At 37.8% G+C, this 24,872-nt stretch carries 20 protein-coding genes; 15 read left to right on the forward strand and 5 right to left on the reverse strand.

Features of this window, described 5'->3' with window-relative positions; translation table 11 throughout:
• Window positions 1–36: 36 nt before the first annotated feature.
• Together MJX77_RS10720 and fabR are read right to left on the reverse strand one after the other, a co-directional pair.
• Window positions 37–1,053: an AI-2E family transporter gene (locus tag MJX77_RS10720; RefSeq protein ID WP_252058990.1), complete on the reverse strand. Its 1,017-nt coding sequence runs from the start codon at window positions 1,051–1,053 to the stop codon at window positions 37–39.
• Between the two features lie 166 nt (window positions 1,054–1,219).
• Window positions 1,220–1,915, reverse strand: coding sequence for an HTH-type transcriptional repressor FabR (gene fabR / locus MJX77_RS10725; RefSeq protein ID WP_107882831.1), 696 nt, complete (start codon window positions 1,913–1,915; stop codon window positions 1,220–1,222).
• Window positions 1,916–2,055: 140 nt separating this feature from the next.
• Between fabR and MJX77_RS10730 the strand changes: the two genes are divergently transcribed.
• Together MJX77_RS10730 and MJX77_RS10735 are read left to right on the forward strand one after the other, a co-directional pair.
• Window positions 2,056–3,123 (forward strand): ferredoxin reductase, encoded by a 1,068-nt coding sequence (locus MJX77_RS10730; protein ID WP_250375315.1) that lies wholly within the window; start codon window positions 2,056–2,058, stop codon window positions 3,121–3,123.
• Between the two features lie 12 nt (window positions 3,124–3,135).
• Complete coding sequence (locus tag MJX77_RS10735; RefSeq protein ID WP_004790847.1) at window positions 3,136–4,230, forward strand: fatty acid desaturase family protein; 1,095 nt, start codon at window positions 3,136–3,138, stop codon at window positions 4,228–4,230.
• 35 nt (window positions 4,231–4,265) lie between these two features.
• Here the strand turns inward: MJX77_RS10735 and MJX77_RS10740 are convergent, their stop codons facing one another.
• On the reverse strand, window positions 4,266–4,730 hold the full coding sequence (locus tag MJX77_RS10740) for a hotdog fold domain-containing protein (RefSeq protein ID WP_013197135.1): 465 nt from the start codon (window positions 4,728–4,730) through the stop codon (window positions 4,266–4,268).
• A 118-nt stretch (window positions 4,731–4,848) separates the two neighbouring features.
• On the opposite strand from MJX77_RS10740, the gene MJX77_RS10745 reads away from it, so the two are divergent.
• The gene (locus MJX77_RS10745) at window positions 4,849–5,472 is read left to right on the forward strand and encodes a TetR/AcrR family transcriptional regulator (protein ID WP_252058992.1); all 624 of its coding nucleotides are present in this window, start codon (window positions 4,849–4,851) and stop codon (window positions 5,470–5,472) included.
• Between the two features lie 61 nt (window positions 5,473–5,533).
• Here the strand turns inward: MJX77_RS10745 and MJX77_RS10750 are convergent, their stop codons facing one another.
• A complete protein-coding gene (locus tag MJX77_RS10750; RefSeq protein WP_111854432.1) occupies window positions 5,534–6,235 on the reverse strand; it encodes an SIMPL domain-containing protein in 702 nt (233 codons plus the stop codon).
• A gap of 466 nt (window positions 6,236–6,701) precedes the next feature.
• Here MJX77_RS10750 and MJX77_RS10755 point away from each other — a divergent pair, with 466 nt between their 5' ends.
• The 3 genes from MJX77_RS10755 (at window position 6,702) to MJX77_RS10765 (ending at window position 11,326) form a co-directional block, all read left to right on the forward strand.
• On the forward strand, window positions 6,702–8,075 hold the full coding sequence (locus tag MJX77_RS10755) for a diaminobutyrate--2-oxoglutarate transaminase (RefSeq protein WP_013197138.1): 1,374 nt from the start codon (window positions 6,702–6,704) through the stop codon (window positions 8,073–8,075).
• Between the two features lie 2 nt (window positions 8,076–8,077).
• Window positions 8,078–9,610 carry a pyridoxal phosphate-dependent decarboxylase family protein gene (locus MJX77_RS10760; RefSeq protein WP_013197139.1) on the forward strand — a complete coding sequence of 511 codons (1,533 nt, stop codon included), beginning with the start codon at window positions 8,078–8,080 and terminating at the stop codon, window positions 9,608–9,610.
• 285 nt (window positions 9,611–9,895) lie between these two features.
• Window positions 9,896–11,326: an aldehyde dehydrogenase family protein gene (locus MJX77_RS10765; RefSeq protein WP_252058995.1), complete on the forward strand. Its 1,431-nt coding sequence runs from the start codon at window positions 9,896–9,898 to the stop codon at window positions 11,324–11,326.
• Between the two features lie 69 nt (window positions 11,327–11,395).
• On the opposite strand, the gene MJX77_RS10770 is transcribed toward MJX77_RS10765, so the two are convergent.
• On the reverse strand, window positions 11,396–11,881 hold the full coding sequence (locus MJX77_RS10770) for an Lrp/AsnC family transcriptional regulator (protein WP_004643588.1): 486 nt from the start codon (window positions 11,879–11,881) through the stop codon (window positions 11,396–11,398).
• A gap of 134 nt (window positions 11,882–12,015) precedes the next feature.
• Here MJX77_RS10770 and MJX77_RS10775 point away from each other — a divergent pair, with 134 nt between their 5' ends.
• From MJX77_RS10775 to blp2, 9 genes are all read left to right on the forward strand, one after another.
• Window positions 12,016–13,737 (forward strand): alpha-keto acid decarboxylase family protein, encoded by a 1,722-nt coding sequence (locus MJX77_RS10775; protein WP_111854430.1) that lies wholly within the window; start codon window positions 12,016–12,018, stop codon window positions 13,735–13,737.
• A gap of 139 nt (window positions 13,738–13,876) precedes the next feature.
• A complete protein-coding gene (locus MJX77_RS10780) occupies window positions 13,877–15,256 on the forward strand; it encodes an amino acid permease (protein ID WP_252058997.1) in 1,380 nt (459 codons plus the stop codon).
• Window positions 15,257–15,732: 476 nt separating this feature from the next.
• The gene (locus MJX77_RS10785) at window positions 15,733–16,764 is read left to right on the forward strand and encodes a substrate-binding domain-containing protein (RefSeq protein WP_049837205.1); all 1,032 of its coding nucleotides are present in this window, start codon (window positions 15,733–15,735) and stop codon (window positions 16,762–16,764) included.
• Between the two features lie 99 nt (window positions 16,765–16,863).
• A complete protein-coding gene (gene pstC / locus MJX77_RS10790; RefSeq protein ID WP_005307309.1) occupies window positions 16,864–18,243 on the forward strand; it encodes a phosphate ABC transporter permease subunit PstC in 1,380 nt (459 codons plus the stop codon).
• Complete coding sequence (pstA, locus tag MJX77_RS10795) at window positions 18,240–19,637, forward strand: phosphate ABC transporter permease PstA (protein WP_252058998.1); 1,398 nt, start codon at window positions 18,240–18,242, stop codon at window positions 19,635–19,637. The genes pstC and pstA overlap by 4 nt, the downstream gene beginning before the upstream one ends.
• A gap of 13 nt (window positions 19,638–19,650) precedes the next feature.
• Entirely contained in the window at window positions 19,651–20,553 is a 903-nt protein-coding gene (gene pstB, locus MJX77_RS10800; RefSeq protein ID WP_005307307.1) for a phosphate ABC transporter ATP-binding protein PstB, read from the forward strand.
• A gap of 146 nt (window positions 20,554–20,699) precedes the next feature.
• Window positions 20,700–21,662 carry a protease SohB gene (gene sohB / locus MJX77_RS10805; RefSeq protein ID WP_252059001.1) on the forward strand — a complete coding sequence of 321 codons (963 nt, stop codon included), beginning with the start codon at window positions 20,700–20,702 and terminating at the stop codon, window positions 21,660–21,662.
• A gap of 137 nt (window positions 21,663–21,799) precedes the next feature.
• Window positions 21,800–22,417, forward strand: coding sequence for a cytochrome b/b6 domain-containing protein (locus tag MJX77_RS10810; RefSeq protein ID WP_252059003.1), 618 nt, complete (start codon window positions 21,800–21,802; stop codon window positions 22,415–22,417).
• Between the two features lie 245 nt (window positions 22,418–22,662).
• Window positions 22,663–24,837 carry an Ig-like repeat protein Blp2 gene (gene blp2, locus MJX77_RS10815; RefSeq protein WP_252059004.1) on the forward strand — a complete coding sequence of 725 codons (2,175 nt, stop codon included), beginning with the start codon at window positions 22,663–22,665 and terminating at the stop codon, window positions 24,835–24,837.
• The last annotated feature ends 35 nt before the right edge of the window (window positions 24,838–24,872 follow it).

Consider the following 24,872-nt stretch of genomic DNA (forward strand, 5'->3'; position numbering starts at 1 on the left):
GCCTAGAGGGCGCTTTTTTTATACATCGATTTTGAATTAGATGAGACCCGCATCTTTTAATTCTAATTTTAAATATGCATAGAAAATTGGAGCTGCGATTAAACCGCCTAAGCCAAAAATTGACTCAAATACTAGCATTGCTAGTAAAATCTCCCATGCATTTGCATTGATTTTATGCCCAATAATTTTAGCATTAATAAAATATTCAAGTTTATGAACAAGAACGAGATAAAGTAATGCTGCACCTGCGAGCCCGAGTGAAACAGTAAGCGCGGCAATGAACGTCAATGTATTGGAAATAAGATTACCTAAAATTGGAATCAGTCCAAACATGAAGGTCAAAATAGTAAGCGTTTTTGCAAAAGGAAGGTGCACTCCCCAAAGCGGTAATAAAACAAATGCAAATAAAATAAAGAGCAGCGTATTAATTGCTGAAATTTTTATTTGTGCAAAAACAACATTTTTAAATGAAATTGATAGTTTCTGAATACGTTGGATCAGAAGGGATTTAAAAACAGGTTGAGGTGTACGGCGGTGAAAACCATGTATAGCGACTAAAATACCGATAATGAGGCCCATAACCATCGTCACGAAGTTATGCAAAATATCAGAGCTGGTATTTTTTAATATGGTTACGTTATCTTTCATAAACGAGAAAATTTCATCTTTTAATTCTGTCACGCTATCTGGAATATAACCCGGAAGATATTTGCTAATTTCAGCTTGTAAATGCAACAGGGTTTGATCGACTTTGCTGTTGATATTATGGATGCCTACACCTTTTAAATCATGAACCACAAAGCTAATTAAACTTGTAAAGAAAAAGGCGATCAGTGAAATCGTAATAATACTTAATAAAATACTAATAAAAATGCGGGCTCTTTGACCATCAATATAACGTTCAACAACCGAGCTTAAGCTAATAATAATTTCATAAATAAGAAAGCCTGCAAAAAAACTTGCTAATAGATGTAATGGGATAACCGAAAGCAAAAAGATGCCCATAAGAATGTAGCTTGCAATCAGACTTTGACGATTATTCAAATTTTGCATGTTGATCCCTGAGATCGTTGGGAATATAGAAGAAAGAGAAAATGGAATAATTATTTATACTCTCGCAAGCTATTTGCTTCAATCGGTGAATTATATTTTTATTGGAAAATAGAGGAGTTAGATGTAAAAATGGCCTGTTTATTAACAAGCCATTCATTAGACATTTTTAACGAATTTCTGCTTCATCCAAATGCCGAGCACCTTCTAAAATCATTCGAATCATAATCATCGTTTGCTCAGCAACTTCTGCACGTTGATGAATTGGAAGATCAATCACTTTGGCGCCCATGTGAAACACAAGTTGCGTAATTGCTTTTGCAACAAGATCAGGGTGGTATAAGTGGTTATTATTTAAGTGCTCTAGACGAATTAAATCTTCTTGTAGTTCTTGCTGAAAGAAGTTTAATTGACGATCAACCGCTGCTTTATAAGAAGTAGAACCTGTAAAGCCTTCGCGTAGTAATAAGCTTAAATTACCTTCATCGGCATCGAGCTGCTGAAGAAAAATATCGACAGAACTGCGAATAATACTTTCTTGTAAGGAAGCACGTAGGCGAGCCTGCCGGATAATTTTACGTAAGACGATACCTGCACGGTCAATTAAAGAAATTGCTAACTCATCAATATCTTTAAAGTGTCGATAGAAACTATTTGGCGCAATGCCAGCTTCTCGTGCTACTTCACGTAAACTTAATGAAGCAATACTCTTTTGTGGGCCAATCAGATTTAGAGCAGCCTGAAAAAGTTCTTCTTTAGTAATTGTCGCTTTTCTTCCCACAGAACGCGTAGCTGTTTTAATTTCAATGACATCTTGTTGTTGAGGTGTGTCATTCAGGTTCTGAGAAAGTGAAGATTGGGTCATGCTGTTCAATATATTTGTAAACTCTCAGGATTATAGCCTTAGAAGCTGAACTTGTGAAATTGTAATTAAAAGTACAGGTGTATATACAAATATATATACATGTGTATAATAATTAAAAAAGAGCGACAGAGCGTCCATCTATGCAAGTAATCGAAAAGAGAAATTCTCTATTCAATTCATTGACACAAGCCATCTTTGATAAAGAAATGGCTAACTTCTGGCTACAAAAAGTTAATCCTTTATGGTCGGTAAAACATGGGCTTGTTCAAATTGTAAAAAAAGAATTTGTCGCTCATGACATGGTGAGTCTTACATTAAAATGTAACCGTTTAGTGAAAGTAGGTGTTGCTGGTCAGCATCATCCTGTCATTGTTGAAATTGCTGGTCGTCGTTATGAACGTACTTATAGCTTGACGCAAATTGATGAACAACATTTACGCTTAACGATTAAAAAAGTGGCTGATGGTATTGTCAGTAACTGGTTTATGACTGAAAGCCAAATTGGTGATGTTTTTGAGCTTGGTCAGCCTTATGGTGACATGCAACAAAACATCAAAACACCGAAATTAATTATGCTAGCTGCGGGTAGTGGTATTACCCCAATGTTGAGCTTAGTCACTGCAATTAAACAAAGCCAGCAGTTAGATAAAGTTCAAGTACAGCTTTTATATTGGGTAAAGCAACGCTCTGATGCAGCTTTTGTTGAATACTTTGAAAAAGTTGCAGAGCAATTCCCAAATTTTAGTTATCAGGTTTTCTATACACAAGAAACACCAAATGATGAACGTTTAAATGCAGAGCATTTAGCATTAGTAGATGATTTGGAAAATAGCACCATATATGCATGTGGACCTTCTGGTTTCGTTTCAACAGTGGAACAGCTTTTTGAAAAAGCACCGACTGTATTAACAGAAGCTTTTAGCTTAACGCGTGATAGTACGGCTGAAGTTGGTTATGTAAATGTCACATTAACCCAGTCTAATAAGATTATTGCAATTCCAAAAGGCGAATCAATTTTGGTGAGTCTTGAACATGAAGGCCTTAAGCCAACACATGGCTGCCGTATGGGAATTTGTAATAAGTGCGTTTGTAGTAAAGCTCAAGGTTCTACACGTAACTTACTCAACGGTAGTGAAAATACCGAACCAAGCCAATTACTCAAAATTTGTGTGAACTCAGCACAATCTGATCTAGTTATTGATCTTTAAGAGAGAACTTTTATGAATATGCCAGTGAAAGTCGAATATTTTAAAAATCCTAAAAATCGCGATTTGACTCCAGCAGAACTTGACGCATTTGCAAAAGAGCTTGATCAGATCAAACAAGAAGTATTGGATGATTTGGGTGAGAAAGACGCTAAATATATCCGCCGTGTCTATGCAGCAGTTCGTTATAGTAGTTTTTTAGGCCGAGCTTGTTTATTTGCAGGTTGGTTCCCACCAGCATGGATTTTAGGAACAGGTCTATTAGGCTTTTCTAAAATTATGGAAAACATGGAACTTGGTCATAACGTGATGCATGGCCAATATGACTGGATGAATGATCCAAAATTTAATGGTCAAACTTACGAATGGGATACGGTCGGTACTTCTGATAACTGGCGTCAAACGCATAACTATAAACATCACACATATACCAACATTAAAGGTATCGATGATGACATTGGTTATGGTTTACTTCGCTTATTCCCAGAGCAACGTTGGAAGCCTGGTTTCTTGCTTCAACCCGTTTATAGCATTCCATTTTGCTTATTGTTCCAATGGGGTGTAGCGATTCAGAACCTTGAAATTGGTCGCGTTCTTTACAAGCGTAAGAGCATGGCTAAATTCTTGGAAGAATTGAAACCAGTAAATAAAAAGATTGGTACCCAGCTTTTCAAAGATTACGTTTTTTTTCCATTAATTGCAGGGCCAGCAGCTTTACCTGTATTGACAGGAAACTTGGTTGCGAATGGTCTTCGTAATATCTGGACGTTTACGATTATTTTCTGTGGTCACTTTACTAAAGATGCAGAAGTATTTCCAAAGTCTGTTTTACAGGAAGAAAGCCGTGGTCACTGGTATATGCGCCAGATTCGTGGTTCTTCAAACTTAAAAGGTTCAGAAGCATTACATATCTTAAGCGGACATTTGAGCCATCAAATCGAGCATCATTTATATCCTGATGTTCCTGCGCGCCGTTATCGCCAAATGGCTCCAAAAGTTGAAGCTGTATGTAAAAAATATGGTCTAAATTACAACAATGCGAGTCTGGCTAAACAGTTTGGACAGGTTGTGGGTCGTATCTTTAAATATGCTTTACCCTTTAAAAAATAATCAAGAAAAGCCCTGATCAGTTCAGGGCTTTTTTATTACTTCTTTTTAGAAATCCACATGGTAATTGTCGCTTGGAAGACTTTTTCTTTCTGGGAATCATAGACTTCTACATTTACTAAATATTCGCCAGCTTTATCCCAGTCATAATTTTTTTCTACAGGCGTTGCAACTGCAATTAAGTCTGTTTCTGCCTTTTTTAAATATTCGACAGTCATACCTTTGGGAATCCAGCGATGGGTAGAAGGTACAGTGACTTCGGTCATTGTTCCACCTGCAAGCTCGGCCATATTACACATCGCAATCGCATGAACTGTTCCAATATGATTGAGAACAGAACGTTTTTTCTTAATGGCTATTTCACAATAATTCGGTTTTAACTCAATAAATAGCGGCGAAATACTGCCGAAATAAGGTGCTTTTAAACATAGCATGCGTGAGAAAGTCCATTTTCCTTTCGGAAAAGTAGACACTTTGTTCCAAAGTTCTAGTGTGGTTGCCATGATTTAAAGCTCCATATTAATAAAAACAGAATTATATTCTTTAACAGAATATAATTCTGTTTACAAAAGTGAGTCAAGTCATTCAGAATATCTCCGATAACTGGTTAGGGAACAAACAATGCAATCTGCACAAGAGTTATTAGAACGGTTATATCCAGGCAGAAGGGCTGCTTTAAAAAGACAGATTTTATTAGATGCCTTGTCTTGTTTCTTAGAAAATGGAATTGAAACCACTAGCATTGAAATGATTCGTTCGAAATCTGACAGCAGTGTAGGGGCTATTTATCACCATTTTAAAAATAAAGAAGGAATTGTTGCGACTTTATTCTTTGCAGCTTTAGATGACCAAGCGGCATTAAGAGATGAATATTTGGAGGGTACAAAATCTCTTCAAGAAGTGTTATATGCTTTTATTCACAGCTATGTTGATTGGGTTAGTGGACAGCCTGAGTTTGCTAAATTTTTAATATCTGCTCGTTTTAGTGTGATGCAGGGGGAAGACCAAGAACGTCTTGTTCAGAAAAATAAATTAAGAAATCAAAAGATCTTTAGCGAAATTTCAAATTATGCTGAAGCTGAGTCTTTAAAATCTATACCGCATGAGCTATTACTTTCATTAGTCATTGGATCTACAGAAAACTACTGCCGTGCGTGGTTATCACAACGTGTAAAGTCCGATCCAAAAGTTTATAAAGATATTCTGGCGAAAGCTGCTTGGGATTCTTTGCAAAATTTGAGTTAAGTTTTTTGATTCATACATAAAAAAAGCCGCAAATTTCATGCGGCTTTTTTAGAGAAAGAAATTATTTAAATTGAATTGAACCGTTTGCATTGACAGTAATTTTAGACTCGCCAGCTGCCATGTCTTGAGCTGGTGCAGCTTCGGCCATAGCAAACTTAGCCATACTTGTTCGCATTACAGGCTGAGGGAAATAGTTGTTGGTATTTAAGTTTAAGTTAACGAGCGTGTATTGGCTTTTATTCCATGCTTGAGTCAACATTTGAGCACGTTGTTGAAAGTTTTTAGACGCTTCAACCATCAAATCATTTTCAACTTTTTTACGTTGCTCATCTGAAACCGTAAAATTAATCGATTGAGTTTGGAAGCTTTGTTGCAATTCATTGACTAACTGGCTTGCTGCTTTAAAGTCTTTACTTTCAAGACGAATTTCAGCGCGGCCACGCCATTCTTTTAGCTTATTACTATCGTTATCGTAAATTGGGTAAGTGCTTTGAGCACCAGTTTCCACTTTTACTTGCGGATATTTACGAGAAACGGCAAGTGCCTGATTCATTAATTGATTAATCTGATTTGAAAGTTCGGCTGGTTGCTTGTTACTTTTTTCAATATATAAAGTTGCGTGCATTTCATCATTAGAAACTTGACGAGAAGCTTCAGCTTGTACATTCACAATATTATAGTTCAAAGCATTATCATCCTGAGCAAAAACTAAAGGGCTGAGGAGAGAACCTAAAAGAAGGGTTGAGACAGCTAAAGTACGCATAATTTTTTCCTTTAAAAATTAATATAAATTTAATTTTTTTCATTAAGAAATGTTAAACATAAGTTATGCATAACTTTTGCAGATTTTGTGGCGTATTTGTAATATTTAGATCAGTTTTTTTAAATTTTGGTAAATATAAAATCTTTAAAAAATAAATACTTAAAAATAAAGTGTGTCAATGTAACTTAAAAAATCAAAGTAATATAAAAAAAGAATATTTTCTTTAGGTTGTCACATAGTATGATGATAATTCATCTTAACTATTGGGATGATACATTTTTTCAATAAGATTAGATGAGTAAAGTACATAAAAGACGTTTTTTTTCTTGTAAAATTAGGTATCATCGCGCTCCTAGTTACAAGATATAAAATACGTGTCTTTACTAGTTCTATAAAGCACCGAGTCAAAGGACCAAAAGTCACCAGACTTATTTCTTTCTACCCCTATCAGAGATGGTAATCCGATATGAGCGTTACTTCCGTTAACCCTGCCACTAATGCTACTAACGAATATTATTTGACTCGCCAAAGTCAAATGGAATCAAATGTTCGTAGCTATCCACGTAAATTACCGTTAGCGATAGCGAAAGCACAAGGATGCTGGGTTACTGATGTTGAAGGTACAGAGTACCTTGATTGTTTAGCTGGGGCAGGTACATTGGCTTTAGGTCATAATCATCCTGCGGTGATTCAAAGTATTCAAGATACATTGGCAAGTGGTTTGCCATTGCATACTTTAGACTTAACCACACCTTTAAAAGATGCATTCACTGAAGCATTGTTAGCATATTTACCTGGTGGTAAAGAAGAATACTGCTTGCAGTTCTGTGGTCCTGCTGGTGCAGACGCAACTGAAGCAGCAATTAAACTTGCTAAGACTTACACTGGCCGTAGTTCAGTGATCAGTTTCTCTGGCGGTTATCATGGTATGACCCATGGTGCACTTGCTATGACTGGTAACTTAAGTGCAAAAAATGCGGTTAACGGTTTAATGCCAGGCGTACAATTCATGCCATATCCGCATGAATACCGCTGCCCACTTGGTTTAGGTGGTGAAGCTGGTGTTGACGCTTTAACTTACTTCTTCGAAAACTTTATCGAAGATGTTGAAAGCGGTGTAACAAAACCGGCTGCTGTTATTCTTGAAGCAATTCAAGGTGAAGGCGGCGTAGTTACAGCTCCAGTAAAATGGTTGCAAAAAATCCGTGAAGTGACTGAAAAGCACAACATCGTTTTAATTTTAGACGAAGTTCAAGCTGGCTTTGCACGTTCAGGCAAAATGTTTGCATTTGAACATGCAGGTATTGAACCTGATGTTGTTGTAATGTCTAAAGCAGTAGGTGGTGGTTTACCACTTGCAGTATTAGGTATTAAACGTAAATTTGATGCTTGGCAGCCTGCTGGTCACACTGGTACTTTCCGTGGTAACCAACTTGCTATGGGTACAGGCCTTGTCGTATTAAAAACGATTACTGAACAAAATCTTGCACAAAATGCGCAAGAACGTGGTGATTATCTACAAGCTGAATTTAAAAAATTAGCTCAAGAATTCCCATGTATCGGTAACGTACGTGGTCGCGGTTTAATGATCGGTGTCGAGATTGTTGACGAGCGTAAACAAGCTGATCGTATTGGTTCACTTCCTGCGGATTCACAATTAGCTGCTGCAATTCAAACTGCTTGTTTCAACAATAAACTATTGCTTGAAAAAGGTGGCCGTAACGGTACAGTAATTCGTTTACTTTGCCCGCTTATCATCACTCAAGAAGAGTGTGTTGAAGTAGTTGCTCGCTTTAAGAAAGCAATTGCAGAAGCATTGGTTGCAGTACGAGGCGCATAAGTATGGTGGATTTTGCAGAACATCGTAAAGCGTTACTCTGCAATGATGCACAATCCATTGCTGACTATGAGTCAGCAATGGGCGAAGCGGTAAAAGCCGTTTCAGCATGGTTGCAAAATGAAAAGATGTACACAGGCGGTAGCATTAAAGAATTGCGTTCAGCAATTTCTTTCCAACCTTCAAAAGAAGGTATGGGTGTACAAGAATCACTTCAACGTATGATTGAGCTTTTCTTAAATAAAAGCTTAAAAGTACATCATCCACATTCATTAGCACATTTACACTGCCCAACCATGGTGATGAGCCAAATTGCGGAAGTGTTAATCAATGCAACTAACCAGTCTATGGATTCATGGGATCAAAGCCCAGCCGGTTCATTAATGGAAGTTCAGCTCATTGATTGGTTGCGTCAAAAAGTTGGTTATGGTTCTGGTCAGGCAGGTGTTTTCACTTCTGGCGGTACTCAATCTAACTTAATGGGTGTGTTACTTGCTCGTGACTGGTGCATTTCGAAAAACTGGAAAGATGAAAACGGTAATCCGTGGTCTGTACAGCGTGATGGTATTCCAGCTGAAGCAATGAAAAACGTCAAAGTTATTTGTTCTGAAAATGCGCATTTCTCTGTGCAAAAGAACATGGCAATGATGGGCATGGGCTTCCAGTCAGTTGTGACTGTTCCTGTGAATGAAAATGCACAGATGGATGTAGATGCTCTCGAAAAAACGATGGCGCATTTGCAATCAGAAGGCAAAGTGGTTGCTTGTGTTGTTGCGACAGCCGGTACAACTGATGCTGGTGCAATTGATCCATTGAAGAAAATTCGTGAAATCACAACGAAATATGGTTCATGGATGCATATTGATGCGGCATGGGGCGGTGCATTAATTCTGTCAAATGACTACCGTGCAATGCTTGATGGTATTGAGTTATCTGACTCGATTACCCTCGACTTCCATAAGCATTACTTCCAAAGCATTAGCTGTGGCGCGTTCTTGTTGAAAGACGAAGCGAACTACCGTTTCATGCACTACGAAGCTGAATACTTGAACTCTGCTTATGACGAAGAGCACGGTGTACCAAACCTTGTGTCTAAGTCTTTACAAACGACTCGTCGTTTTGATGCATTGAAATTGTGGATGACAATTGAATCACTAGGTGAAGACCTTTATGGTTCAATGATTGACCATGGTGTAAAACTTACTCGTGAAGTTGCAGATTACATCAAGGCAACTGACGGTTTAGAGCTTTTAGTTGAACCACAATTTGCTTCAGTATTGTTCCGTGTTGTGCCACAAGGCTACCCAGTTGAGTTTATCGACAGCTTGAACCAAAACGTAGCGGACGAATTGTTTGCACGTGGTGAAGCAAATATCGGTGTAACAAAAGTGGGTAATGTACAGTCATTGAAAATGACAACATTAAGCCCTGTTGTGACATTCGAAAATGTTAAAAACCTTTTAGGTCAAGTATTGGCTGAAGCTGACCGCATTAAAGATGCGATTGCTTCTGGTAACTATGTACCACCAATCGACTAATTGATTTGATAACAAAAAAAGCCCGGCTTCTTGCTGGGCTTTTTTATTACAGATTCTTTTATTCAAAATGTGTATGAGTAAATAGAAATATGCACAAACCATGCATATTTTTCAAAAACAAAAATAATTATGCATGATCTATCTTATGCAAATTTCTTATTGTATTGGTATGTCCCCAATATTTTTGGTCACATTGATATATCAATATCGTACTTACTTTAAATAATCCCGTTTTAACTGAAAAAAGTAAGTGGCTGTAATTACAATTAAGACAAGGAAGAAGAAATGCAACAAGTTAATGTGCTTAATGAATTTAAACTGATTATTAACGGTCAATCTTGTTCAGGTGAACAGGGTGAACTAGAAGTTATTAACCCTGCTACAGGTTTAACAGCCGCACGCTGTGCAAAAGCCTCGGTTGAGCAGGTGAATCAAGCAGTGAGTGCAGCTAAACAAGCCTCTAAAGCTTGGCAACAAGTTTCACATGATGAACGTAAATCGATCTTAAACAAAATTGCCGATGGCATTGAAAAGCACGCTGAAATGCTTGCAGAGCTGGTTGTGCTGGAGCAAGGTAAGCCACTGGCACTCGCGCAAATGGAAGTGCAGGGTGCAATTGGTTGGACTCGCTATGCCGCTGCTATGGATTTACCTGTTGAAGTGATTGAAGACAGTGAAACCAAGCGTATTGAGCGTCATCGTCAGCCATTAGGTGTAGTGGCTTCAATTACTCCTTGGAACTGGCCTCTCATGATTGCTGTTTGGCATATCATGCCTGCTTTACGTGCTGGTAACGTTGTCATTAGCAAACCTTCTGAATACACACCACTATCAACTTTGCGTCTATGTGAAATCATTCAGCAAGAAGTTCCAGCGGGTGTTATTTCAATTGTGGTAGGTGCTGGTGAGATTGGCGAAGCATTATCTTCTCATCCAGATGTGCAAAAAGTCGTATTTACGGGTTCAACTCGAACAGGTCAACACATTATGGCTGGTGCAGCTCAACAGTTAAAACATTTAACATTAGAGCTCGGCGGTAATGACGCTGGTATTGTATTGCCAGATGCAAATATAGATGAAATTGCAGCTAAGATTTTTAATATGGCGTTCTTAAACGCTGGTCAAACATGTGCAGCCTTAAAGCGTCTATACGTGCATGAAAGCCAATATGAGGCTTTATCTCAAAAGTTAGCTGACATTGCCAATGCTCAAGTTGTGGGTGGTGGAATGGAGTCTTCTACAACGTTTGGTCCGGTACAAAACCAAATGCAATATAACAAAGTGAAAGAACTCATTGCCGATGCTATTTCTCAAGGTGCAAAAGCGCTTTCTGGTCAGCAGCAGTTACCAGAGCAAGGCTACTTTATTGCGCCAACTATTTTGACAGAAGTGTCTGACTCTTGCCGCGTGGTACAAGAAGAGCAATTTGGTCCAGTGTTGCCTGTTTTAAAATATACTGATATCAACGATGCCATTGCTCGTGCCAATGACAGCGAGTTTGGTTTAGGTGGTTCAATCTGGTCTTCTGATATTAAAGCTGCTCAAACTTATGCGACTCAGCTTCAATGCGGTACTGTTTGGATTAATACCCATGCAGAAGTGCTGCCTCATGCCCCTTTTGGTGGCTGGAAAATGTCAGGCTTAGGTGCTGAGTTTGGCTTAGAAGGTTTACTTGAAAATACGATCGGGCAAACAGTCCATATCAGTAAAGTCTAAATATTAATTTTAAGGCGGATCATAGATCCGCCTTTTTATTTTAAATTATCTTATTAAATACTAACCTGCTTAAGTCGTGTGATGATAACCGTGACCTTTAGGTTTGATTAAAAAATGATTCTGTTCTTTAATTTTTTTCAGAACAATGTAAGACTTTATGTGGCCAATAAAATTATAAGAAAGCAATCTTTCGGTTACAAATTGAGAAAGCTGTTCTAAGTTTTCAGCAACGACTTTTAAAATAAAATCCGCATCGCCACTAATTGAAAATGCATCTTGAATGTTATCTTCTGCTTCAATTAACTCTTGAAAAGCCTGCTGAGATTTTGCCTCATGTGTTCTTAAATTAATGTGAATCATCGCTGTAACTTCCAGTCCTAGCGCTTGTTGCTGGATGCGGGCTGTGTAGCCTAAAATTATGCCTTTTTGCTCAAGTAGCTGTCTTCTTCTAGAACATTGGGAAGCAGATAAACCGATTAAATCTCCAACTTCCTGATTGGTGAGCCGTCCATTCTTTTGTAGTGCCTGAATGATTTGCCAGTCGAACTTATCCATTGCATAAAATCCTTTTATGATACACAAATCATGTATTTTTATTAAAATGCGTTTTCATTATGCACGAAATCTAAAAGGTAGATGAAATATTATTTTTCTATGGAATAAAAATTGGTCTCAAAGGATATAGAGCAATGTTCATAGAAATCGGTGACTTTTTAAATCTTCGTTTAAAACAAATGGGTATCCAACATCTTTTTGGTGTACCTGGTGATTTTAACCTCTCATATCTCGAACAAGTTGAAGCAGATCCAGAACTCGAATTTATCGGAAATTGTAATGAATTGAATGCTGCCTATGCAGCTGATGGTTATGCACGAATTAACGGTTTTTCTGCCTTAGCAACTACTTATGGTGTAGGTGATTTAAGCGCGATTAATGGCATTGCAGGTGCATATGCAGAAAACGTACCTCTTATTCATATCTCAGGTATTCCGCCTTTACATGCAGTTCAAAAGGGCACTTTAATTCACCATACGCTTGTCGATGGTAACTACGACAATATTATGAACTGTATGAAAGAGTTCACAGTTGCTCAAACACGTTTAACTCCTGCAAATGCAGCTTTTGAAATTGATCGTGTATTACGTCAGTGTTTCCTTGAACGTCGCCCTGTGCACATCCAGTTAGCGGGAGATATTACTCACGTTAAAATTGAAGTTACTGACCGCCCACTTGATTTAAGTTATCCATCTGTTGAACCAGACTTATTGCAAAGTGTGGTAAGCAAACTTTGTGACATTTTGAACAATGCAAAAAGTCCAGCACTTCTTATTGATAATGAAGCTTCAGTTTTTGGTGTAACTTCACTTTTAAATGATTTATCTCAAAAATGCTCAATTCCATTTGCGGGTATGAATACTGCAAAAAATATTATGGATGAAGGCTCGCCTCGTTATATTGGAACGTATGTGGGTGGGGCAAGCCAACCGCATGTGAAAAATATTATTGAGCAATCTGACTGCCTAATTGGTATTGGTGCACGTTTTACAGATGTTGGTTCAGCTGTATTCACGCATCAAATTGAGACCAAGAACTATATTGAAATTAAATCTTATGGCTTAAATATCTTTGGTCAGGATTTTCCGGGTATTGAAATTGGACAGTTACTTGTTGAGCTAAATAAAAAAGTTGCACCACGTAAATCGTCAATGCCTCTTCTTGAAAAACAACCACAGAAAGTAATTGAAGCCCCAGCCCAACAAAAGCTAAGTCAAGATGTATTGTGGAACTATATTGCAGGTTTCTTAAAAGAAGACGATGTGATTATTGGTGAGGTAGGAACTTCAAACTCCGCTTTGTCTGGTTTAAAACTTCCTGCTACAGCTAAATATATTGCTCAGCCGCTTTGGGGTTCAATCGGTTATACCTTGCCAGCTTTACTTGGTAGCTTGTTGGCAGCTCCTGAACGCCGTCAAATTTTGTTTATTGGCGATGGTTCTTTCCAGCTTACGGTACAAGAGCTTTCTACAATTATTCGTCACGGTTTAAAACCAATCATTTTCTTGTTGAACAATGGCGGCTACACTATTGAGCGCTTAATTATGGGTGAAAACGCAGCTTATAACGACGTGCAAAACTGGAAATACACTGAAATTCCTGCGGTATTTAACGGTAAAAAAGGTCATACCACCTATGTGGTTGAAACCGCAGGGCAGCTTAGAAGTGTTTTAGATAATGTTCATTTAAATGATCAGTTAACTTTTATTGAATTAAAGCTACCAGCAATGGATGCGCCAGTAAGTTTGAAAAAATTTGCTTCAGTCATCGCGCGTTTTGATTACGGCGATCGCGGTTATGAAATTTTAAAGGAGCGTTCCCAGCCTATTAAATGTAAGGATGCAAGCTCGTTTTAAATAGAAGATAGGACAAGTCTTCTTAAAATTAAATGGACTCATATTAAAGCTACTTATGTCCGAAGGTCGGGTTCTGGCCTTCGGATATGGTGCTGAATAAAGGTGTACAGGAAGTGACACCAACATTGGAGATAATGTTATGGATGCAAACAATAAGCACGAGTTAAAACAAGGCTTATCCAATCGGCATATTCAACTCATCGCACTAGGAGGTGCGATCGGAACAGGGTTATTCTTAGGTCTTTCTCAAACGATTAAACTGGCAGGTCCTTCAATTTTATTAGGATATGCAATTGCCGGAATTATCGCTTTCTTAATTATGCGTCATTTAGGTGAAATGGTTGTTGAGGAACCAGTAAGTGGTTCTTTTAGTTATTTTGCGAACAAGTATTGGGGCAAAATGGCTGGTTTTATGTCTGGCTGGAACTACTGGGTGTTGTATGTGCTGGTAAGCATGGCTGAACTCAGTGCAATTGGAACCTTCATTCAGTTTTGGTGGCCTGAAATTCCGACATGGCTGACTGCTTTATTTTTCTTTATTTTAATTAACGGCATTAACTTAGTGAATGTCCGCTTTTTTGGGGAGTCCGAATTCTTATTTTCCTGCATTAAGATTGTTGCAATTTTAAGCATGATTGGTTTTGGTACTTATCTCTTATTTACAGGTTCTGCTGGTCCGCAAGCAGGCATTGCAAATTTATGGCAACACGGTGGTTTCTTCCCGCACGGGATTCACGGTTTTGTCATGGCTTTAGCCGTTATTATGTTTGCATTTGGTGGTCTAGAACTTATTGGTATTGCTGCTGCTGAAACGAAAAAACCTGAAACCACTATTCCAAAAGCAGTGAACCAAATTGTTTATCGTATTTTAATTTTTTACATCGGTGCTATTGGGATCTTACTATGCCTTTACCCTTGGAATATGGTGGCAGAAGGCGGTAGCCCATTTGTCATGATTTTCCAGTCATTAAACAGTAATGGTGTTGCGAATGTTCTAAACTTTGTGGTCTTAATTGCTGCTATTTCAGTTTATAACAGTTGTATCTATTGTAATAGCCGTATGCTGCATGGCTTAGCAGAGCAGGGCAATGCTCCGGCAATTTTGAAAAAAGTAAACAGCCGTGGTATTCCAGTTCCAGCAGCAGTTGTTTCTGCATCAATCACAGCAATATGTGTGGTTGTAAATTACCTAATTCCTGGACAAGCCTTTCAACTCTTTATGATGCTTGTTGTAGCTGCACTTGTTATTAACTGGCTCATGATTTCAGTCACGCATTTGAAATTTACCAAAGCAATGAAATTGCAACGCCGCCAAACTAAGTTCCAAAGCATTATGAGTCCATGGAGTAATTACTTAACCATTAGCTTTGTATGCTTTATTCTTATTATTATGGCAATGACGCCAGATATGAGATTGGCGGTTATTTTAGGTCCAATCTGGCTTGCTGTTTTAGCGCTGATGTATTTCTTCAAATACCGCAGAAAAATGGTCGCAATACCAGAAGTACAATCAAACTAATAAGCTAAATTTACAGTGATATTGCGGTTACCTTACACACAGTAGGTAACCCTTTATCTTTTGTCATATTATTTTCATGTTACAAAGAAATTATTATCTACCGCAATTTTTGATCAGAATTTTAGTAATAAAATTATTTTTAGCAGTAAAAGTAAAAATATAGTTAAATTATCGATTTTTAAAATAATTATAATATCTTTTGGTTTTATATTTTATGAATACTTAAAATCTATATTTTTAATCAGTGTCATAATAAAGACTAATATACGGAGTAAAATATCCACTCAGATTGAATTAAATATTTGATAAAAGATAAAAAACAATAATGTGACAATTAACAATATCGAAATCATTAAAGCGTCATCATACTGTAACTTAATTGTCATATTTTCTATTCACAATGCAGCTATCGAAGAGCGTACAAGCACTCAACAAAAAGTGACGTACAACCTATTGCATTAATGAGAGAGAACAGAATGCGCTTAAATCCACGTCAAATCGCAATTGCGTTAGCAGTAACTGGGGCAGCTGTAACAACGACTGCAAATGCAGCTCGTGATACGATTCAAATTGCTGGTTCTTCAACTGTACTACCATTTGCCAGCGTTGTAGCTGAAGAGTTTGGTAATACATTTCCTCAATTTAAAACTCCTGTAGTTGGTTCTGGCGGTTCTTCTGCTGGTTTGAAACAATTCTGTCAAGGCGTTGGCGATAACACAATCGACGTTGCTAACGCTTCTCGTAAAATTAAAAGCACTGAAATTGAAGCTTGTAATAAAGCTGGTGTAAAACAAATTCAAGAAATCAAAATTGGTTACGACGGTATCGTATTTGCGTCTAACTCACACAAAGCAGCTTATAAATTAAAACCTTACCATGTGTTTGCTGCTTTAGCTGCACAATTACCTTCAAATGGTAAATTGGTTCCAAACCCATATACAAACTGGAACCAGATTGATAAATCACTTCCAAATGAACCAATTACTCTTGTAATTCCTGCATCTAACCACGGTACTCGTGAAGTTTTCCAAGAGAAAATGGTTGATGCTGGTTGTGAAGCGTATGAATACTTCAAGAACTTAGATAAAGATGCTCAGAAGAAAGCATGTTCTACTTTCCGTAAAGATGGCCGTGTAATTGAAATTGCTGGTGACTATACAGAAACTCTAGCTCGCTTAAAGACTTCTCCAAGTGCAGTAGGCGTGTTTGGTTTAAGTTTCTATGATATGAACCGTGACAAGTTACGTGTAGCAACTGTAAATAACGTTCTTCCATCTGAGAAAACTGTATTGAACGGTACATATCCTGTGTCTCGTCCATTATTCTTCTACGTGAAAGGCGAACATTTAAAATCAGTTAAAGGCTTACCGCAATATGTAGAATATTTCGTAAGCAAAAAAGCAACAGGTAAAGGCTCTAAAGCTGAACGTGATGGCTTAATCGCAATGTCTGATGCTGAACGTGCAAAAGTATTGGCTGACTTTAAAGCAGGTAAAACTGTTAAATAAGTTAGTTTGAATAGGGGCTGGTGATCTTGAGAGTTCATCAGCCTTTTTGTCTAACTTGTTTTTCCAAATTATGACAATTGAGAAAACAGTGGAGAGTACATGAATCTGCTACTTATCGGTGTGTTGTTAGCCCTTGTGGCAATCGCATATCAACTTGGGCTGAGAAAGAGCCGTAGCCTAGCAGGTAAGGGAAGCAACTCGGCGACATTACATTCTCGTCCTGGTTATTATGGTGCACTGGTTGGTCTTTGGTGCGGTATCCCTGCTTTTTTAATTTTGATCATTTGGAGCTTGGTTGAACCAAGTATTTTAAATCACATTATCTTTAATAATATTCCTGCATCTGTAAGTGCATCACTTGATGAAGCTGGCAGAAGTGTCTTGATTGATCGTGTTCAAGCGATTGCTTCAGGTTTTGGGGTAAGTGATAAGCCGGCAGCCTATGAATTAGCTGCTGCACAACAGTTCGCAAAATTTCAAACCATTGGCTCTTTTGCCAAATTTGCTGTTGTAGTTTGTGCAGCTTTATTAGGTTTAGTGTGGGCAAAGAAAAAGATTAATCAACAATATCGTGCACGTAACCAAGTTGAACGTGCGATTAATGTTGCTTTGATTTTATGTTCTGGTGTTGCGATTTTAACAACCATCGGTATTGTGATGTCGATGTTTGGCGAAGCAATGCACTTCTTCCGTTTTGTAAGCCCGCTTGATTTCTTCTTCGGGACAGAGTGGAATCCAGGCTTTAGTACTTCAGGCAATGCTGAAGGTAGTTATGGTCTATTACCATTACTCTGGGGCACACTCATGGTCAGCGGCATTGCTTTATTAGTTGCCGTACCTATTGGATTAATGATTGCCATTTATTTAGCTGAATATGCTTCTCCATGGTTACGCTCGTGGGCAAAACCAACAATTGAAGTTTTAGCGGGTATTCCAACAATTGTTTATGGTGTGTTTGCCATGATGATTATTGGACCATTTTTCAAGACAGCTGGTGCTTACGTTGGTCTTGAAATTAACGCGACCAGTGCTTTAACTGCTGGTTTCGTGATGGGGATTATGATTATTCCGTTTGTTTCTTCTTTATCAGACGACATTATTACCCAAGTACCTCGTGCACTACGTGATGGTTCTTTAGGACTTGGAGCAACTAAGTCAGAAACAATTCGTCAAGTCGTTTTACCTGCTGCGTTACCGGGTATTACTGGCGCCTTTTTATTAGCTGTCTCTCGTGCCGTAGGGGAAACCATGATTGTGGTTTTGGCAGCAGGGAACAGTCCACTTTTACATGCAAATCCATTTGAAGCTGTTTCGACAGTGACCGTTACGATCGTAAAACAGTTAACTGGTGATACTGACTTTGCCAGCCCACAAGCTTTGGTTGCATTCGCGTTAGGTCTAACACTCTTTGTGATTACCTTATGTTTAAACATTGTTGCACTGTACATTGTGCGTAAATACCGTGAGCAATACGAATGAGTACATCAAATACATCGTCTCCTATGGATCAGAACGTATTTGATCCACAAGCTGCTGCTCAAGCACGTGATCGCCGTAAAAAAGTGATTGAAAAGTCATTGGCTAAACGCCACCGTAAAGAAAAAGCTTTCCGTTTTGCTGGTTTATCGGCAGTTGTTATTGGTCTTGCATTCGTAGCGCTATTGTTTAGCAGTATTTTGGCAAAAGGTTTACCTGCTTTTTGGCAAACAAGCATGAATGTTCCAATTTACTTCGATCCGAAAGTAATTGATGCAGGTCCAGTCCCTGTACGTACTCAAGGTGAAACACCTGCTCATTACCAAGAGCGTTATGTTGCTTGGCAAACTAAAATGGGTATGGTGGATTGGGACGGCATCATTGTAAATGGAATGATTGTCAAAGATCCTGCACTTGCTAGTGAGCGTGATTACTTAAGCAGTCTTTATGCAAGTTCAGAGGCTTATCGTTTACGTGACATGGTTTTTGCAGACCCATCACTCATTGGTAAAAAAGAAAATATTAATTTCTTGGGCGATGCCAATGTTGATGTCTGGTTAAAAGGTAATATTGACCGTTCATTGCCAGATGATCAGCAACAACTTGAACCAGAAGTACGTAAACTTGCGGATGAACTAAAAGCAAAAGGTGTTCTTGAAAATACGTTCAATTTGAACTTGTTTAAGAATCCGGACTCTCGTAGTTCACCTGCAATTAGTGGTCTTGCTGGCGCATTTATGGGTTCATTATTCATGATGCTGATTGTGATCATTATTGCGATTCCAATTGGTGTTGCCAGCGCAATCTATCTTGAAGAATTTGCTCCAAAGAATATTGTTACAGACATTATTGAAGTTAACATCAATAACCTCGCTGCTGTTCCTTCAATTGTGTTTGGTTTACTCGGTGCAGCAATTTTTATTGGCTGGATGCATTTACCGTTATCTGCTCCGTTAGTCGGTGGTTTAGTTTTAAGTTTGATGACATTACCAACAGTCATTATTACTACACGTGCTTCATTAAAAGCAGTGCCACCTTCTATTCGACAAGCCGCACTTGGTTTGGGAGCTTCTAAGTTCCAGACTATTTTCCACCACGTTTTACCATTAGCTTTACCAGGCATTATGACCGGCTCAATTATTGGTGTTGCTCATGCGCTTGGTGAAACTGCGCCTTTACTTTTAATTGGAATGAGTGCATTCGTTGCAAGCATTCCAGCAACACCATTTGATCAATCAACTGCATTACCTGTCCAAGTTTACTTATGGCAAGGTAATGAGTTGCGTAACTTCTTCGAAGGCCGTACTGCCGCTGCGATTATCGTACTACTTGCACTAATGATTGGTTTAAACAGTCTTGCAATTTGGTTACGTAAAAAGTTCGAAGTGCGTTGGTAATAGAGGATAAATAATGAATACTATTGATATTACGAATTCCTTAGAAAAGGATAAGTTAGTGAACACTGAACAATCTCAATTTACAGATAAATCGCAGAATCATGGCACTTCGTATGTTTCGCATTTTGAACCACAAACTTCAAAAAAGCAGAACTCAACCGAAATCAAAATTAGTGCACAAGATGCCCATGTTTATTATGGTGATTTTGAAGCGATTAAAGGTATTGACCTCGATATTTACAAGAACGAAGTTATTGCTTTTATTGGACCGTCAGGTTGTGGTAAATCGACCTTTCTTCGTACGATAAACCGTATGAATGACACTATTGATGGTTGCCGTGTGACAGGTAAAATTACACTCGATAACCACAATATTTATGATCCAAACCTTGATGTCGTATTATTACGTGCTCAGGTTGGTATGGTATTCCAAAAGCCAAACCCGTTCCCTAAAACTATTTTTGATAACGTGGCTTACGGCCCTAAACTTCACGGTCTAGCGCGCGATAAATATGATCTTGAAGAAATTGTTGAAAATAGCTTGCGTAAAGCGGGTCTATGGGACGAGGTGAAAGACCGTTTGAATCAACCAGGTACTGGTTTATCAGGTGGTCAGCAACAACGTTTATGTATTGCTCGTACGATTGCAGTAAGTCCTGAAGTGATTTTGATGGATGAGCCATGTTCTGCGCTTGACCCAATCGCAACAGCAAAAATCGAAGAATTAATTTCTGAATTATCAACGCAATATACAATCGTTATTGTGACTCACTCAATGCAACAAGCGGCACGTGTGTCTGATCGTACTGCTTATTTCCATTTAGGTGATTTGATTGAAGTTAACTCAACTGAAAAAGTCTTTACTCAACCTGATCATCAGTTGACGGAAGCTTATATTACTGGACGATTCGGTTAATTAGTCATCCATATAAAAAAAGAGCCATGTGCTCTTTTTTTATTTTATAAATGAAAATGACTCTATTTTGCAAAAACGCTATTGAATTTTAATCAAAACGACCACATCTTAAGGCTATAAAAGATAACTTATGAGCTTAGAATTTTATGTTATTCCATTTGCCTAAACTCCCTGCAGAAATACGTGTGAGTCATTTAAATGCACGTGTAAATGAACAGAGAAAAAAAATTGCACAAACAACTGCAAGCCGTTTAGAACTTTTACAATTGGCTCAACAACTTGCTAAAGAAGCTAAAATTCGCCGTAAAAATAATCAAAAAATCTTTGTTTTAGATTTTAAGGGTGATATCCAAGCCTCAGCAGTTGAAAACTTACGAGAAGAAATTACCCTCATTTTAGCAACTGCTAAAGCAGGCCGTGACCGTGTTGTGGTTCGCCTTGAGAGCCCAGGAGGCATGGTACATGGTTATGGTCTAGCAGCAGCTCAATTGGTGCGCTTGCGCGATGCAGGCTTCCATTTGACGATTTGCGTAGACAAAGTAGCAGCAAGTGGCGGCTATATGATGGCATGTATTGCAAATGAAATTATTGCAGCGCCGTTTGCTATTGTTGGTTCAATTGGTGTGGTTGCTCAAGTTCCAAACTTTAACCGTCTTTTAAAACAACACAATGTGGATTTCGAGCTTTACACAGCAGGGCAATATAAACGTACTGTCACGATGTTTGGTGAAAATACCCCTGAAGGTAAAGCGAAGTTCGAAGAAGAGCTTCAACAAACTCATGTGTTATTTAAGCACTTTGTAGAAAAGTACCGTCCACAACTTAATGTTGATAAAGTCGCTACAGGTGAGCATTGGTATGGTGAAGATGCGCTAGAGCTAAACCTTGTTGATAAATTACAAACATCTGATGAGTATCTATTAGCGTTATTACCACAACATGATGTTTATGTGATAAATACACGTAAGAAAGCGACTTTAGGTGAAAAGTTAGGTTTACAAGCAGCTCAAATGGCAGATAGCTTGATTCCGGCTGTAATAAATAAAGTTGCAGACACGTTGGCCAAAGCCAATTCAACCTTAGTGCAAATGCGTGATACTAGATTTTAATTAAGCTAAATTTTGAAATAGAGAGTGCCTGTAAGGGTGCTCTTTTTTTATGTGAGTGATGAAAGAAATTTGATTAATATTTGTTTAAGTTTCTATTGTAAAAGTTATAGTTAACTTTTCACTTCTGAGTTTTTTTGATGTCAAAAACAGGGCCACACATTGATATTCTCATACGTATTTTACATATCATTATTATGCTTGGTTTTATTGGTGCTTACTTCACAGGAGATAATGAAGATCTACACCAAGTCCATATGATGTTTGGTTACGTACTTCTTATTAGTATTACTGCGCGAGTGATCTGGCATTTTTTGAGTCCACGTATTTCAAGTACAACACCGTTCGGTATTAAAAAGCGAAGTAACATAGCGATAAATGCGATTAAAAAATCCTTAAGTCATTCAAACTTTAAGAGTATTTTTTCTAAAAATTCAATTCATTCAATCAGTGTTGCACTTTTTCAAACTTCAATTGTACTTATATTTCTCGTGATTCCAATTGTGGTGGGGTTAGGGTATGCGACTGAGCATGTTAATTTTTCTTTGAAAGACCTACACGAATTTTTTGCAAACTTGTTTTTAGCTTTGGTTTTATTGCATGTTTCAACTCTTATTCTAAATAGCATTTTTGCAAAACGTTTTCAGGGCTGGAGTATGCTAAAAATGACCTTGTCAGATGCGAAAATAACTAAATTTGCTGCTTTATTTCTTTTGATTCTGATAGGTACTTTCAGCTTCTTTTACTTACGAATGTAAATGATGGAATTAATATATGTGAGATTTAGTACATATTCGAACAGGGCGATATTTAAGGTTGATATGAGTTTTATGAGAAATCCATATTTTAATTAAAAGTCAAAAATAATTATTGATAAACATGCTTTTTGAATTGTGATAAACACATGGTTTTGATATTTTAAACAGCAATAAAATAGCTTTTAGATGAATCATTTAAAAAGTTAGACATTTAAAAATATAACTGAAATTCAGGATAGGAAATAATGACAAGAATAATTGTGGCATCCAAAGAGGGTTTGGACGTTCTACAAGATGGTCAGCTCAATAAAGTGGTTTTAAACCAACCAGCAATCATTCAAATTGGTATAAGTCAAAAAGATATAGCATCGATGGAAAAGCAAGGTGGTAGTCTTATCATCCATTTAAAAAATGGTGAAACCCTTGTTTTAGAAAATTTCTTTAATGAAGCAACAAATACAACAGACCATTCACTTGTTTTTCCGACTGAACACGGAAAATTTGTTGAAGCCCAATTCGATGCACAAGGTAAGGTGATCGACTATACAGGTTTAAACCATGTCACAGATTTAGCCTATACAAGCACTAGTCAACCAGCTTCAACAATGGCGGTTGATGATTCCCCAACGTTTTCGATGGGCAATGTGTTAAAAGCTGGCTTAGCAGTTTTAGCTGCTGAAGGTTTATATTTGTGGGCTTTTGATAAAGATGACAAAGATGATTCTTCAGGACCTGTAGATATCTTGGCACCTGCTGCACCGACTGCTACTGTTGCCGATGATACCGTTACGGTTACTGGTAAAGCAGAAGCAAATGCAAAAATTTATATTAAAGATGCTGCTGGTAATACGGTCGCAACGGGTGTTGCAGATGCAAGTGGTAATTTTACAATTAAACTCGATAAGCCTTTAGCAAATGGAAATAAATTAAATATTTTAGCTGAAGATGCTGCGGGTAATATTTCTAAACCAGGTCTTGTAACTGGTACTAAAGACACAATTGCGCCAGATGCTCCTCAGGCTCAATTAAATGAAGATGGTTCGATCTTAGATGGTAAAACTGAAGCGAATGCTACTGTCAAAATCTATGATGCCAGTGGTAAATTGATAGATACTATAACTGCAAGTATCGAAGGGAAGTTTTCTTACAAATTTACTCCGCCTTTGACGGGCGGTAAAGTTGTTGTTGTAGATACTGCTGGAAATGAATCTGAAGCAACACTTATTTTTGCTGGCAAAGATACTATCCCTCCAAAAGTCCCCTTACTGGAAGTAAATAAAGAAGGAACAGTAATTGAAGGAAAAGCTGAGGCGAATGCAAAAATTCAGATAAAAGATGCTGATGGTAAGGTGATCGGAACTGGTGCGGCAAATGCAGAAGGTGAATTTCAAATCACGCTTTCTTCTGCATTAAAAGATTCACAAAAGGCGACAGTCATTGTTGAAGATGCGGCGGGTAATACTTCTAAGCCTTTAGAAATTAAATCTGGCTATGACACCATAGCGCCAGATAAACCTACAGCGCAAGTGAATGCAGAAGGAACTTCTGTTACTGGTACAGCTGAAGCCAATGCAAAAATACAAATAACGAAAGATAATAAAGTTATTGGTAGTGGCGTGGCAGACGAGAATGGGAAATTTACAATTACTATTTCGCCCGCTTTAAATACTAATAATGATAAAGCCTCTGTATCTGCTATAGATGCCTCTGGTAATAGTTCTGTGTCTCTGGAAATCCATGGTACAAAGCCTGAGAAACCAGTTTTTAATAAATTAGAAAATGATAATGGTACTAATGTAAAAGTAATTACTGCTAATTCAGAAACAGATGATGCAACTCCAAAATTTACTGTCAAAGTTGAATCACATGCAAGTTTGACTATTTATGATAATGGCGTCGCAATTTCGGCTCTTACAGTTGGTCAAGTAGATGCAAATAGCTATTGGTCATTTACACTTGATAAAAATTTAGCTATTGGGAAACATACGATTACTTTAACTCAGAGAGATGCGGCAGGTTTTACCAGTGAAGAGAGTGCATCATTTACCTTTTATGTGGTCGCACCCAAAGTGGCGAGTACGAGTGAAATTGTCAGTAGTGATGTAAATGAAGTTGTCTCTTCTGTGGCAGATAGTGTTGGGTTAAATACATTAAAGTTAGCTCAAACTACAACCAATGAAACGACTAGTCTGCAGCAAAAATCTGTGTCATTAGATGATTTATTAAAAAGTTCTTCAACGGATGTTTCTGACCCAATCGCAAAAATTTTATCTGCTACAGATTCTAAACCTGTAGTGAACGAGCAGAGCGAAGTAAATAATACAGCGAGTGATGTCACAACTAATCTAGAACAGCTTCTACCAAATACGACTTCTTCAGCTTTATCAAATCTGTTAGATCAAACTTATTCAGTCGTCTAAAGAACTCTTAAAAAAAGCGCTCATTGAGCGCTTTT

The sequence above is a fragment of the Acinetobacter sp. AHP123 genome (assembly GCF_023757925.1).
GTDB lineage: Bacteria > Pseudomonadota > Gammaproteobacteria > Pseudomonadales > Moraxellaceae > Acinetobacter > Acinetobacter oleivorans.